The following is a 13,509-nucleotide window of genomic DNA, read 5'->3' as shown; positions in this document are numbered from 1 at the left end:
CCGTCATGCTGGATGAAGGCACGCAGGTTCCGGAAGACAACCAAAAGGCCGCGCAGTTCTACAGGCTGGCAGCCGAGCGTGGCAATGTCGATGCGATGGTCAATCTCGGTCTGATGCTGGAAAATGGCGAAGGCATGCAGGCCGACCCGGTTGCCGCCACGGCGATGTTCAAGAAAGCTGCGGAAAAGGGTGACGCATTCGCCGTGGCGAAGATCGCGAAGCCTGGGATCGATACGGCAACGACCGCCAGCATCGAGCCGAGCGAACAGGCAAACCTCGTTCTCACAAAATCGGGCCGCGCCAAGTGAGGCAGCCACATCCGAGAAATGGCTTGTGCCCGTCTCATTCGCGAGAGCCGCGCGCGGTGAGCTGGGCGGGCACGGACCAGTCACCGCAGAGCCTATCCCCGAACATCAAACCGTAAGCACCGACTGACGTTATCCGTCAGCGAATTTCGCCGGCTTGCGGCCCCCAGGTATCGGTCAGGGCGAAACCATCGGCCAGCGGATCGAACGGATCGAGAGCCACCTGATGTAGACCGAAGGTCCAGCCGCGGCCGGAAATCGTCGGGATGATCGCCGGGCGGCCCGCGACTTCGGTGAGGCTTTCGAGACCCACTTCGAATTCCGAACCGATGATGGAACGCGATTTGAAGACGTCGCCGACCTTGGCCAGCCCGCGTGCGTGCAGCGTCGCGAGATTGGCGGAGCTGCCGGTACCGCAGGGCGAGCGGTCGACGCGGCCCGGCCACATGGTCGTGCAGGTGCGGACCGTGCCGTCGGCTTCGGTATCGCGGAACATCACATAGGCGACGCCCTTGATCTCCGGAATTTCCGGATGAACGACGGGGATGGTGCGGTTGACGAGGTCCTTCAGCATCATGCCGGCCTCGACGATTTGCCGCGCATTGGCCTTTTCGATCGTCGTGCCGATCTGCGCGACATCGACCAGGGCATAAAAGACGCCGCCGAAGCAGAGATCCATCTTGATCCGGCCCCAGTCGGGCGTATCGACCTCTACATCCAGCTCATGCACGAAGGACGGCACCATGGTGAGCTTGACGCGCTCGCAACGGCCGTCGCGGCAGGTGGCCGTCGCCTTGACGAGGCCGGCGGCGGTGTCGAGCATCACCACGGTTTCCGGCTCCTTCATCTCGACAATGCCGGATTCCAAAAGCGCCGTCGTCACGCAGATCGCGTTCGAGCCGGACATGGCATGCGCCTGGTCGGCCTGCAGGATGATGAAGCCGGCATCCGCCTCCGGCCGCTTTGCCGGCACCAAAAGATTGACCGAGCCGATCGAGCCGGAGCGTGGCTCAAGGCAGAGGAAACGCCGCAGGCTATCGTCCACCGTGTTGATGTGGTTCAGCTGTTCGGCGATCGAATTGCCCGGGATTTTCGGTACGCCGCCGATCGCCACCTTGCCGATTTCGCCTTCGCAATGAACATCCAGCAACTGGATCGTGCGTTTCCATCTCATCACTTTAACTCCGAATTCGAAAAATCAGTTCCAGCCGCGCATCAGCGCCGCGTCGGCAGCGAGTTGCGCCATGAAGGTGCGTTGTTGCCTGAGGGCAGCCACGGCTGTGTCGCGATCGGTGATCTCGAAGCGCAGCCGCGCTCCCACCGGCGCCTGCGCCAGCTTCCACAGATCCGCCTCGATGACGTTGGCGACCTTCGGATAACCGCCGCAGGTATTGGCTTCGGCGAGCTGGATGATCGGCTGGCCGTTCGGCGGCACCTGCACCGTGCCGGGCATGATACCATGCGAAAAAAGCTCCAGCTTGCGCGTCAGCGAAAGTTCCGGCCCGCTCAGGCGATAGCCCATGCGGTTGGCGTCATTGGTGATCAGCCAGTCGGTTTGATGAAATTTCGAGATCGCCTCACCTGTGAAGGCGGTATATTCGGCGCTCGGCAAGACACGCAGGATGATCGCCTCGTCGTTTTCCACTGGGCGCCCACGCAATGCCGATACATCCGCGCCGTAGCCGCCTTCCATCCTCAACACTCTGCGAGACGTCCCCGCAAGTGCCAGCCTGTCACCTCGGTTCAAACCCCGCCCTTCAAATCCGCCAAAAACGCTCTTGAGATCGGTGGCACGCGAGCCAAGCACGAGCGGCACGTCGATACCGCCCAGGAAGGCGATGACGGCGCGGGCACCTGAGCGCGGCAGGCCGAGCGTCAGCACCTCGCCCGCCTTGGCATTCATCGCCCACCAGCAGGGAAACTGCCGATCATCGAGCTTTGCCGGGCAATCTGCACCAGCCACGGCGAAAACCGTGTCGGCCTCGAACCGCAACCGGAAGGGAAACAGCGCCACCTCGATGCCGGCCGCACGCGCCTCGTTCCCCACCAGCAGGTTGGCGATTTCGAGCGCCGGGGCGTCCATCGTGCCGGAGCGGCCGACGCCGGCATTGAGATAGCCGGTGCGCCCGAGATCCTGAACGGAATTGACCGCGCCCGTCGATAGGATCTCGATCATGCCTGGACCTCGATCACACGGAAGCGAACGCGGTCGCCCGGCTTGCAGGCGGACGGCGGATCGCACTGCGGGTCGAACAGCGGCTCCTCTGTCTTGCCGATGATGTGCCATCCGGAGGGCGCCGTGCAGGGCATGATGCCGGCCTGCGCCCCGCCGATGATCACCGAGCCGATCTCGACCTTCATGCGCGGCACGGCCCGGCGCGGCATGGCGAGGGCGGGATCAAGCCCGGAGAGGTAGACGAAACCCGGCATCGCGCCGACGGCCGCGACCGAATAGACCGCCTCCGAATGCCGGCGCACCACCTCATCGACGCTCAATCCGGCGTGCTCTGCAAGCACAGCAAGATCCTCTCCGGTGGCTCCGCCGTAAACAACAGGTATGTCGACATCCCGGCCTGCAATGGCATCGGGTACCACCGTCTGCCATGCCTGAAGAAGCTGGTGCTCGACCGCGTCCGGCGCGACTGCCAGCGGATCGAACACCGTCATCAGATTGTTCATGCCCGGCACGGTCTCGGCCACGCCACGGACCTTCAGCATCCACGCCGCCACGGCCCAGATTCGCGATTGAATATCGTCCGAAAAAACGGCGCCGGCAGCGTCGAGCAGGATCGCGCCCGCGCCTTCTGTGCTCAATCTGGGAGAAACAACTTCGGTCACCTGAGAATATCCACCGAACGAACCCGACACCCACCTGATATATCAGCTTTATGGTCTTGCCTAGCTACTATCGGGTTCAGACGGACGATTCTTCGTCATCCGCCATGCCTCACATGTAAATCGAGGTAATTTGACCGGAGCCTGCACAGCCCGTCAACCGTCCTTCGCGACCACCGAGAGGCGCATCCTGTCATTTCCCTCATCCTCGACATAGGCTAGGATCGACCTGACCCGACCAACGAACAGCTGGAAAAAGCCTTGACCACCAAGCCCTTGAGCATCGACCTCAATTCCGACATGGCCGAAGGATTCGGCGCCTACCGGATGGGCGACGATGATGCCATCCTGAAGGTCGTCACCTCGGCCAATATCGCCTGCGGTTTTCACGGCGGCGATCCGGAGATCATGGCGACAACCTTTGCGCTGGCGAAGGAGCGCGGCGTCGCCGTCGGCGCCCATCCCGGCTTTCCCGATCTCTGGGGCTTCGGCCGCCGCAACATTCCCTTCTCGGCCGGCGAGATCGAGCGCCTCGTCGCCTACCAGATCGGCGCGGCGCAGGCGATGTCGGCCTATGCCGGCCATCCCATCACCCATGTGAAGACGCATGGCGCGCTCGGCAACCTGACCCAGCAGAACGCCGAGGTGGCGATGGCCGTCAACCGCGCCATCAAGGCGGTCGATCCCTCGCTCGTCTGTCTCGTCATCGCGCTTGGCCACCAGCAGCGGCAGGCGAACGAGATGGGACTGACGACGGCATCGGAAATCTTCGCCGACCGGGCCTATACGGAAGAAGGTTATCTCGTCGACCGCAAGATCGCCGGCTCGGTGATCCACGATCCGGAAGAGGCGGCAGCCCGCGTCATCCGCATGGTCCGCGCCGGCGCCATCGAAACCATCACCGGCAAGAGCATCGCCACCCCGATCGATTCGATCTGCGTTCACAGCGACACGCCCGCCGCCGTCATCATCGCGGCGACGGTGCGCCTCGGCCTCGAGGCCGACGGCATCGTCGTGAAGAACTTCCTCTCCTGACCCCTGCCGAAAACGAGACATTCATGGACCTCGACCTGATCGAACGGCTGATGCGCCTTCTGGAGAATTCCAGCGTCAACGAACTGGAACTGACGGAAAACGGCACGCGCATCCGCCTGTCGAAGACGGTTGCAGCGCCTCGGCCCAGCGCCTCCAGCGCCGCCGCTTCGTCGGCCGGAGCCCGTGCGGAGGCGACCGCGTCCGCCTCCGCGGCGAGGCCAAAAGAACATGTCATCGTCGCCGGTTTGCCCGGCACCTTCTACCGCTCGCCGCTGCCGGGCGAAGCGCCCTTCGTCGAAATCGGCGCCCTTGTCGAGGACGGCCGCAAGCTCGGCATCATCGAGGCCATGAAAATGATGAACCCGGTGGAGGCCGACTGCGCCGGCCGGATCACCGCAATCCATGTCGAAGACGGCGCGGCGGTGACCGCGGGCATGCCGCTGATGACGATCGAAAAGGCCGCGTGAGCGATGCAAAGCAAGGACATCCAAAGCGTCATCGCGTTGATGAAACGGCACGGAGTCGCCGCCTTCGACTACGAGCACGGATCGGTCCAGCTTCATTTGAAGCTGGGTGCCGATGCGGACGGCACCGCGACAGCATCGCCCTATCCGGCCGGCACGTCAGACCCGGAGACGATCAACTCCCCCGGCGTCGGCATTGTTCTCTACGCTCATCCTGCAAATGCGGGTTCGGCGCCGGCGCTGCCGCGAAAGGCCGCGAAAGGCGAGGTCGTTGCCTACATCAAGGCGGGCCTGACGCTACGCTCCGTTCTTGCTGCGAGGGATTGCCACCTTCATCGCGCTCTGGCCGCAGAAGGGACCGGCGTCGGCTATGGCGACGCGCTGTTTGACGTCGCGCCGTGATGGAATAGTCCCAATTATGTTGCTTGACGCCCGGGCCTCCCGCAGCCAGCCTGATGGTGCGCATTAGTAATAGTGGACTTACCAATATGACGAAGCTGATCGTCTTCACCGACCTGCATATGGTGCCCGAGGGCACGTCGATCATCGGGCTTGATCCGTTCCAGCGGCTGTCCGCCGGCATCGTGCACGTGAACCGCTATCACCCCGACGCGGACCGGGTGATCGTCATGGGCGACCTGGCGCACCAGGCCGACCGGCGGTCCTATGAACGGCTCAAGGGTCTGCTGGACCACGTGATCCCGCCGCTCGCCATCACCATCGGCAATCATGACCGGCGCGACATCTTTCTCGACGTTTTTCCGGATGTCGCGCAGGACGAGGACGGTTTCGTGCAGCAGGCCATCGATTTCCCCGATTGCCGCGTCGTCATCCTCGATACGCTGTTTGCTCCGCCTTACGACTATCCGCGCAGCCACGCCGGCTTCCTCTGCACCAGGCGCCTCGCCTGGCTCGACCGGCAGCTGGAAACGGCCGGCGACCTGCCGGTGCTGCTCTTCATGCACCACCCGCCGCACGCGACCGGCTTCACCGGCATGGACCTGATGCGTTTGATCAACGAGGTGGACTTCTACGACGTGGTCAAGCGCCACGGCAATGTGCTGCATATCTTCGCCGGCCATGTGCACCGGACGATCTCCGGCTCCAGCCGCGGCATCCCCTTCTCCGTTTTCAAGAGCCCGGTGCATCAGCAGCCCATGCCCTTCGAGGCGCCGGACGCCTCCCTCTCCGTCGACGAACCCGCCGCCTACGGCATCGCCGTCATGACCGATACGGGCATCCTGGTGCATACGGAGGATTATGAGATCGCGGTCCGGGAAGCGGTGGTGGCTTAGCGCCGCGTGTCAAATGCTTCCTCGGCGGTCGATCTGAAAACGGTCGCCGCCGTACGAAATCCGCGGATCAGGCTGCCGCCCTGAGATCGAAGTTCGCGTGGATGACGTCGTAGGGAATCCACACTTTGCCGTCCTCGGTACGTTCGGCGATGCCCCAATCTGCAAGCGCTGTAATGTCGTCGTGAACGCGCTTGACGTCCCGCTCAATGGATCTCGCGAGTCCACGTATGCTGGACGGCCCGATTTTCTGAAGGTGCTCGATGAGCTCCCATCTTTTCGGAGTAATGATCGTGAATAATTGGGCGGGCGAGGAAAAGGTAAAAACCGCAACTGGCTCGGACGGCTGCCCCGTTCGCATTGCAGTGGATGCTCGCTCGAATGTCTCGTCGAATACTGCCCCTGTGTCTGAACGGATCTGGATTAGCGCCTCTTTCATTGTTGCTGCCTCCTTTTGACAATTTCCTTCCGAAAATCGGAAAGAAGTGCGTCAGTGCTGGTAAACGTATAAGGGTATTCCGTGCCGTCGAGATGGCAATGATCTCCCTTGCCGCGTTCATTGTCGAAGCCGACAATTCGATTTCCGTTCCGGCCATAAAAGAGCCTGTACTTGAACAGATGCGCGCTGCCGGGAACCGGCTCGGGGACCTTTCAGATGACGATTTCCATGATCGAACCATCGGGGAAAACAAGCTTCGAGCGTTCAATAAGCGCTGCAGAAATCATGCTGTCATTTATGACATCGGACACTCGGCGTTGTCAATCATGCCAACGCTCCGGCAGACGCCCCCCTGCGGATCGAACGAGCCGCGACTAGTTCGGCTACCTGCTACGTCTCCCTGTCCTATTCCGCTCGTACGGAATTTCGGCTACCCTGCGCACCATGACCCTTGCTGTTCCCACTGAAGATTTCGACTGCCAGAGTTGCGGCGCCTGTTGCAGCTATTCCGAGGATTGGCCACGGTTTTCGCTGGAGACGGACGAGGAACTGGAGCGCATTCCGGCCGAATATGTCTCTGCCGATCTCGGTGGCATGCGCTGCGAGGACAATCGCTGTTCGGCGCTGGACGGCAGTCTCGGCGTCCATGTCGGCTGCAGGATTTATGCCGTGCGACCGATCGTCTGCCGCACTTGCATGCCGGGGGACGACGAGTGTCTGATGGCCCGCCACAAGCTGTCGCAGAAGGTCATGCTCTGACTTCGGATCGTCCGGCAGGTTTTTATTTCTGCCGTATAGTACACCGTTTCAGTGACCGTATTTGGTGAAACATTCACCGATATTGATATTTTACCGGATGGATATCCGGCAACCTCTGCCTTATTTTGCGCGCAGGATTTGACGGCGCTCCGCGCCAGTTTCAGAGGGACGAGATCGATGAGCCAGCCGCAGAAGACCCCGCAGATCGCCCCCCTGCCTTTCGAAAACTTCGCGCCGCCGATCGCCACGCAGACGACGCTGCGGCAAGCGATCACTGCCGCCTACCGCCGGCCGGAAACCGAGTGCCTGCCATCGCTGGTCGAGGCCGCGACGCTCTCGGACGATATCCGTGCCCGCGCCCAGGCGACCGCCCGCAAGCTGATCACGGCGCTGCGTGCCAAGCACAGGGGCTCCGGCGTCGAAGGGCTGGTGCATGAATATTCACTGTCGAGCCAGGAAGGCGTGGCGCTGATGTGCCTTGCCGAAGCGCTGCTGCGCATTCCCGATACCGCGACGCGCGACGCGCTGATCCGCGACAAGATCGCCGACGGCGACTGGCGCTCGCATATCGGCGGCGGCCGTTCCCTCTTCGTCAATGCCGCCACCTGGGGCCTCGTCGTCACCGGCAAGCTGACCGCCACCGTCAACGACCGCAGCCTGTCCGCCGCCCTTACCCGCCTGATTGCGCGGGCCGGTGAGCCGGTGATCCGCCGTGGCGTCGACATGGCGATGCGGATGATGGGCGAGCAGTTCGTCACCGGCGAAACCATCGAGGAAGCGCTGAAGCGCTCACGGCCGCTGGAAGCGCGCGGCTTCCGCTATTCCTACGACATGCTCGGCGAGGCCGCGACGACGGCAGCCGACGCCAAGCGCTATTATGCCGACTACGAAAACGCCATCCATGCGATCGGCAAGGCTTCGGCCGGGCGCGGCATCTATGAAGGCCCCGGCATCTCGATCAAGCTTTCCGCCCTGCATCCGCGCTATGTCCGCGCCCAGGGCACCCGCGTCATGGGCGAGCTGCTGCCGAAGGTGAAGGCGCTGGCGCTGATTGCCAAGAGCTACGATATCGGCCTCAACATCGACGCCGAGGAAGCCGACCGGCTGGAGCTGTCGCTCGACCTGCTCGAAGCACTGCGGCTCGACCCCGATCTCTCCGGCTGGAACGGCGTCGGCTTCGTCGTCCAGGCCTATGGCAAGCGCTGCCCCTTCGTGCTCGATTTCATCATCGATCTCGCCCGCCGCTCGGGCCACCGCATGATGGTGCGCCTCGTCAAGGGCGCCTATTGGGACGCCGAGATCAAGCGCGCGCAGATCGACGGGCTCGAGGGTTTTCCGGTCTATACCCGCAAGATCTATACCGACGTTTCCTACATCGCCTGCGCACGCAAGCTGCTGAGTGCCAAGGACGTCGTCTTCCCGCAATTCGCCACCCACAATGCCCAATCGCTGGCGACAATCTATGAAATGGCCGGGCCCGGCTTCAAGGTCGGCGACTACGAATTCCAGTGCCTGCACGGCATGGGCGAACCGCTTTATGACGAGGTGGTCGGCAAGGCCAATCTCGACCGTCCTGCCCGTATCTATGCGCCGGTCGGAACGCATGAGACGCTGCTTGCCTATCTGGTGCGCCGCCTGCTCGAAAACGGCGCCAATTCCTCCTTCGTCAACCGCATCGCCGATCCGGCCGTGTCCGTCGACGAACTGATCGCCGACCCGGTCGATGTCGTCCGCGCCATGCCGGTGATGGGCGCGCAGCACGACCAGATCAAATTGCCAGTCGACCTTTACGCCGGGCGCCAAAACTCCACCGGGCTCGACCTTTCCAACGAGGCCGAGCTGTCGATGCTGTCGGATGCGCTGAAGGCAAGCACCGCAATCGGCTGGACAGCCGCGCCGCAACTTGGATCGCAGACCCTGCGCGGCGAAAGCCGGACGGTGCTCAATCCCGGCGACCATCGTGACGCCGTCGGCGCGGTCACGGAGACGTCGGAAGATGATGCCTGCCGCGCCGTGAAGATCGCGTTTGCCGAAGGCGCGACGTGGAGCAGCGTGCTGCCGGCCGAACGCGCTCAATGCCTGGTGCGTGCCGCCGATCTGATGCAGGCGCGCATGCCGACGCTGCTTGGCCTGATTGTCCGCGAGGCCGGAAAATCGCTGCCGAACGCGATCGCCGAAGTGCGTGAAGCGATCGACTTCCTGCGCTACTACGCCGAACAGGCGACGCGCACGCTCGGCCCGGCGCATCAGGCGCTTGGGCCCATCGTCTGCATCAGCCCATGGAACTTCCCGTTGGCGATTTTCACCGGCCAGATCGCCGCAGCACTCGTCGCCGGCAATCCGGTGCTGGCAAAGCCAGCGGAAGAAACGCCGCTCATCGCAGCCGAAGGTGTGCGTATCCTGCATGAGGCCGGCATTCCGCCGGAAGCCTTGCAACTGCTTCCGGGCGACGGCCGCGTGGGTGCTGCCCTGGTTGGCGCAGAGAATATCGCGGGGGTCATGTTCACCGGCTCGACGGAAGTTGCGCGGCTCATCCAGGCCCAGCTTGCCGATCGCCTGTCACCGTCCGGCCGACCGATCCCGCTGATTGCCGAGACCGGCGGTCAGAACGCGATGATCGTTGACTCGTCGGCGCTTGCCGAACAGGTCGTCGGCGACGTCATCGCGTCGGCTTTCGACAGCGCCGGCCAGCGCTGCTCGGCGCTCAGGGTTCTCTGCCTGCAGGATGATGTGGCTGACCGTGTTCTCACCATGCTGAAGGGCGCGCTGCACGAACTCGATATCGGCCGCACCGACCGGCTTGCCGTCGATGTCGGCCCGGTGATCACGGCTGAAGCAAAAGGTATCATCGAGAAGCACGTCGAGGCGATGCGCGGACTTGGCGCCAGGGTCGAGCAGATCACGCTTTCATCCGCCACCGCAGAGGGCACCTTCGTTCCGCCGACGATCGTCGAACTGAAGAAGCTTTCCGACCTGAAGCGCGAGGTCTTCGGCCCCGTCCTGCACGTGCTGCGCTACGAGCGCGACGATCTCGACCGGCTGATCGACGACATCAACGCCACCGGCTACGGCCTCACCTTCGGCCTGCACACCCGCCTCGACGAAACGATCGCCCATGTCACCTCCCGCGTGAAGGCCGGCAATCTCTATGTCAACCGCAACATCATCGGCGCCGTCGTCGGCGTGCAACCCTTCGGCGGACGCGGCCTCTCCGGCACCGGTCCGAAGGCCGGCGGCCCGCTCTATCTCGGCCGCCTGGTCACGGTGCCGCCGGTTCCGCCGCAGCACAGTTCGGTGCACACCGATCCGGTGCTGCTCGATTTCGCCAAGTGGCTGGATGGCAAGGGCCTCAAGACCCAGGCGCAGCACGCCCGCGAGACCGGCAGCCAGTCGGCGCTGGGGCTGACGACCGAGCTTGCCGGTCCGGTGGGCGAGCGCAATCTCTATGCACTGCATCCGCGCGGGCGCATTCTGCTCGTGCCGGAAACCGCGGAAGGCCTCTACCGCCAGTTGGCCGCCGTGCTTGCCACTGGCAACAATGCCGTCATTGATATCGCATCGGGCCTGAAAGACGCACTCAACGCGCTTCCGGCCACTGTCTCCGCCCGGATTTCCTTCACCTCGGACTGGAAGGCCGATGCTCCGTTTGCCGGCGCGCTGATCGAAGGCGTTGCCGAGCGTATCCAGACCGTCAACAAGCAGATCGCCGCCCTGCCCGGTCCGCTGGTCCTCGTCCAGGCCGCATCAAAGGAAGAGCTGGCCCGCAATCCGAACGCCTATTGCCTGAACTGGCTCGTGGAAGAAATCTCGACCAGCATCAACACCGCGGCGGCAGGCGGCAATGCGAGTTTGATGTCGATCGGGTAAGATGGGTGGGCGCGCGAGGAGAGTTTACCCCCCTCTGTCACTTCGTGACATCTCCCCCTCAAGGAGGGAGATTGGAGAGCGCGGTCCTGCTCCCGTTCTCTTAAAAGGTGCCGACGTTTCTGCAACCTCCATCTTTGCTGGTTTGGCGGAGTTTTCGCCGCAGCTGATCTCCCCCCTTGAGGAGGAGATGTCGGCATAGCCGACAGAGGGGGGTTCCTCGCTCCCTGCTTCCCTGCAATAACGCAACAATGTACACGCTGAAAGACACTGTAACCTTCGCCCAGGAAATCAAGAAAAGCCGCTTCCTGGCCATCTGCGGCCCCGTCGCGAACGAGGACGAGGCCAGGGATTTCGTCACGCGGCATTCCGACCTGACGGCAACCCACAATTGCTGGGCCTTCCGCATCGGCCAGACCTATCGCTTCAACGACGACGGCGAGCCGAGCGGTACGGCCGGAAAGCCGATCCTGCAGGCGATCGACGGCCAGTCGCTCGATCATGTCGCAGCCCTTGTTGTCCGCTGGTTCGGCGGCACCCTGCTCGGCAGCGGCGGCCTGATCCGCGCCTATGGCGGCACGGCGGCCATGTGCCTGCGCGCGGCGGAAAAGACAGAGGTGATCGAAACCATCGGCGGTACCGTCACTTGCGAATTTGCCGATCTGGCTCTCATCAAGGCCAGACTGGCCGGCATGGGCGTGACGATCGCATCGGAGACTTTTACCGGCACCGGAGCAGAGCTTACGTTGCAGATCCCCAAGGGCAGTTGCAAGGCCGCCTCGGCCATCATCCTCGACCTCAGCCGCGGCAGGGCTTCTCTCAAATTGGAAGACTAACTTAGACTCTCACCGGAAATCCTTATAACACATTGAAAACAGGGACGATTTTTCTAAAAATCGTACGCGTCCCGAAAGATTGAATGCTGGCCACCGTGTCACATTCGGAATAGAAACGGCGGGTAAACAAGGTTTCCGGGCCGGATTTGGCCGGGATTGGAGGGGCGCGCTGCCGCCCGGCGAGGAATTACACATGAAAAACAGAATCCTGGGGCGCACCGGCGCCACTATTTCCGAAATCGGCTTCGGCGCTTGGCAGATCGGCGGCGCCTGGGGGGATGTTTCCGAGGAAGACGGCAAGCGCGCGCTGAATGCCGCGCTCGACGCCGGCGTCACCTTCATCGACACGGCCGACGTCTATGGCGACGGCCGCTCGGAAAAGATCATCGCCTCGGTTCTCAAGGAACACGGCGGGAAAAAGCCCTTCGTCGCCACCAAGGCCGGCCGCCGGCTGAGCCCACATGTTGCCGATGGTTACACCGGCGCCAATATTGAGGCCTTCATCGACCGGAGCCTCACCAATCTCGGCGTCGAGACGCTTGATCTCGTCCAGCTCCATTGCCCGCCGACGGAAGTTTTCTACCGGCCGGAGGTGTTCGGGGCGCTGGACCAGCTCGTCGTCAAGGGCAAGATCCGCAACTACGGCGTCTCGGTTTCCACCGTCGAAGAGGCGCTGAAGGCGATCGAATATCCGGGCGTTGCGACGATCCAGATCATCTACAACATCTTCCGCCAGCGCCCGCATGACCTGTTCTTCGAACAGGCGCGGAAGAGGAATGTCGGCATCATCGTCCGCGTGCCGCTGGCCTCCGGCCTCCTGTCCGGCAAGATCACCGCCGACACCAAGTTCGCCGATGACGATCATCGCAAGTTCAACCGCCACGGCGAGTTCTTCGATGTCGGCGAGACCTTCGCCGGTGTGCCGCTCGAGGTCGCACTCGAGGCTGTCGAGCAGGTGCGGCCGCTGGTGCCGCAGGGTGTTTCCATGGCGCAGTTCGCTTTGGCCTGGATCCTCCAGAGCCCCGCCGTCTCCGTCGTCATCCCCGGCGCCCGCAACGAAGCGCAGGCGCAGGCCAATGCCGCCGCCAGCGACGTTCCCACGATCCCCGAGGACACGCTGGCGGAACTAGCCGACGTCTATGAGCGTTTGATCAAGGTTCACGTTCACCAAAAGTGGTAACGTTCAAGAACCGCGCCGGGCAGTTCGGCGCGGTTCACACCGGTTTGGAGGTGCAGCGCATGAGCGACCCCTACCACCTATCCCGCTTCATCGAGGCCCAGGAGCCCGTATATGACACGGCCCTTCGCGAACTGGAGCATGGCCGCAAGGAGAGCCACTGGATGTGGTTCATCTTTCCGCAGATCGCCGGCCTCGGCCATTCGCCGACGGCGCTGCGGTTTGCCATTTCCTCCCTGGACGAAGCCCGCGCCTATCTGGCGCATCCGCTGCTCGGCAGCCGCCTGATCCAATGCACGCGCACGATCAACGCGGTGCGCAATCGCACGGCGCATCAGATCTTCGGCTCGCCCGACGACATGAAGCTGCGCTCGTCGATGACCCTGTTTCGGGAAGCGGCAAACGATCCCTCGCCCTTCAAAGCCGCGATCGACCGCTACTTCGAGGGCAAAGCCGACCAGCGGACACTCGACATTCTCGCAAGACCCTGAGACCCGCAGGAG

At 63.1% G+C, this 13,509-nt stretch carries 15 protein-coding genes; 10 read left to right on the top strand and 5 right to left on the bottom strand.

What is annotated here, in order from left to right:
• Positions 1-5: 5 nt before the first annotated feature.
• Entirely contained in the window at positions 6-308 is a 303-nt protein-coding gene (locus tag WI754_RS07550; protein WP_349437763.1) for a tetratricopeptide repeat protein, read from the top strand.
• Between the two features lie 136 nt (positions 309-444).
• Here WI754_RS07550 and WI754_RS07545 read toward each other — a convergent pair whose 3' ends face one another.
• The 3 genes from WI754_RS07545 to pxpB are packed head-to-tail and all read right to left on the bottom strand — an operon-like array spanning position 445 to position 3,143.
• Positions 445-1,479, bottom strand: a complete 1,035-nt coding sequence (locus WI754_RS07545) for a proline racemase family protein (RefSeq protein WP_349437074.1) — start codon at positions 1,477-1,479, stop codon at positions 445-447.
• A 24-nt stretch (positions 1,480-1,503) separates the two neighbouring features.
• Positions 1,504-2,481, bottom strand: coding sequence for a biotin-dependent carboxyltransferase family protein (locus WI754_RS07540; RefSeq protein ID WP_349437073.1), 978 nt, complete (start codon positions 2,479-2,481; stop codon positions 1,504-1,506).
• A complete protein-coding gene (gene pxpB / locus WI754_RS07535; RefSeq protein ID WP_349437072.1) occupies positions 2,478-3,143 on the bottom strand; it encodes a 5-oxoprolinase subunit PxpB in 666 nt (221 codons plus the stop codon). The genes WI754_RS07540 and pxpB overlap by 4 nt, the downstream gene beginning before the upstream one ends.
• Positions 3,144-3,440: 297 nt before the next feature.
• Here pxpB and WI754_RS07530 point away from each other — a divergent pair, with 297 nt between their 5' ends.
• The 4 genes from WI754_RS07530 (at position 3,441) to WI754_RS07515 (ending at position 5,934) form a co-directional block, all read left to right on the top strand.
• Positions 3,441-4,175: a 5-oxoprolinase subunit PxpA gene (locus WI754_RS07530; protein ID WP_349437762.1), complete on the top strand. Its 735-nt coding sequence runs from the start codon at positions 3,441-3,443 to the stop codon at positions 4,173-4,175.
• A gap of 23 nt (positions 4,176-4,198) precedes the next feature.
• On the top strand, positions 4,199-4,642 hold the full coding sequence (gene accB / locus WI754_RS07525) for an acetyl-CoA carboxylase biotin carboxyl carrier protein (protein ID WP_349437071.1): 444 nt from the start codon (positions 4,199-4,201) through the stop codon (positions 4,640-4,642).
• 3 nt (positions 4,643-4,645) lie between these two features.
• Positions 4,646-5,041 (top strand): hypothetical protein, encoded by a 396-nt coding sequence (locus tag WI754_RS07520; RefSeq protein ID WP_349437070.1) that lies wholly within the window; start codon positions 4,646-4,648, stop codon positions 5,039-5,041.
• An 86-nt stretch (positions 5,042-5,127) separates the two neighbouring features.
• Positions 5,128-5,934 (top strand): phosphodiesterase, encoded by an 807-nt coding sequence (locus tag WI754_RS07515; protein WP_349437069.1) that lies wholly within the window; start codon positions 5,128-5,130, stop codon positions 5,932-5,934.
• A gap of 67 nt (positions 5,935-6,001) precedes the next feature.
• On the opposite strand, the gene WI754_RS07510 is transcribed toward WI754_RS07515, so the two are convergent.
• Both WI754_RS07510 and WI754_RS07505 read right to left on the bottom strand, forming a co-directional pair.
• Positions 6,002-6,370, bottom strand: coding sequence for a transcriptional regulator (locus WI754_RS07510; RefSeq protein WP_349437068.1), 369 nt, complete (start codon positions 6,368-6,370; stop codon positions 6,002-6,004).
• On the bottom strand, positions 6,367-6,507 hold the full coding sequence (locus WI754_RS07505; RefSeq protein WP_349437761.1) for a DUF6516 family protein: 141 nt from the start codon (positions 6,505-6,507) through the stop codon (positions 6,367-6,369). The genes WI754_RS07510 and WI754_RS07505 overlap by 4 nt, the downstream gene beginning before the upstream one ends.
• Before the next feature lie 307 nt (positions 6,508-6,814).
• On the opposite strand from WI754_RS07505, the gene WI754_RS07500 reads away from it, so the two are divergent.
• The 5 genes from WI754_RS07500 to WI754_RS07480 all read left to right on the top strand — a co-directional run bounded on the left by WI754_RS07500 (position 6,815) and on the right by WI754_RS07480 (position 13,497).
• Complete coding sequence (locus WI754_RS07500) at positions 6,815-7,129, top strand: YkgJ family cysteine cluster protein (protein ID WP_349437067.1); 315 nt, start codon at positions 6,815-6,817, stop codon at positions 7,127-7,129.
• 177 nt (positions 7,130-7,306) lie between these two features.
• Positions 7,307-10,996, top strand: a complete 3,690-nt coding sequence (gene putA / locus WI754_RS07495; RefSeq protein WP_349437066.1) for a trifunctional transcriptional regulator/proline dehydrogenase/L-glutamate gamma-semialdehyde dehydrogenase — start codon at positions 7,307-7,309, stop codon at positions 10,994-10,996.
• A 248-nt stretch (positions 10,997-11,244) separates the two neighbouring features.
• On the top strand, positions 11,245-11,829 hold the full coding sequence (locus WI754_RS07490; RefSeq protein ID WP_349437065.1) for a YigZ family protein: 585 nt from the start codon (positions 11,245-11,247) through the stop codon (positions 11,827-11,829).
• A 193-nt stretch (positions 11,830-12,022) separates the two neighbouring features.
• A complete protein-coding gene (locus WI754_RS07485; protein ID WP_349437064.1) occupies positions 12,023-13,009 on the top strand; it encodes an aldo/keto reductase in 987 nt (328 codons plus the stop codon).
• Positions 13,010-13,068: 59 nt separating this feature from the next.
• On the top strand, positions 13,069-13,497 hold the full coding sequence (locus tag WI754_RS07480; protein WP_349437063.1) for a DUF1810 domain-containing protein: 429 nt from the start codon (positions 13,069-13,071) through the stop codon (positions 13,495-13,497).
• Positions 13,498-13,509 lie beyond the last annotated feature (12 nt).

The sequence above is a fragment of the Pararhizobium sp. A13 genome (genome assembly GCF_040126305.1).
Taxonomy (GTDB): Bacteria; Pseudomonadota; Alphaproteobacteria; order Rhizobiales; family Rhizobiaceae; genus Pararhizobium.
The sequence above is the reverse complement of the archived record's forward strand: the minus strand, read 5'-3'. Positions and strand labels throughout refer to the sequence as shown.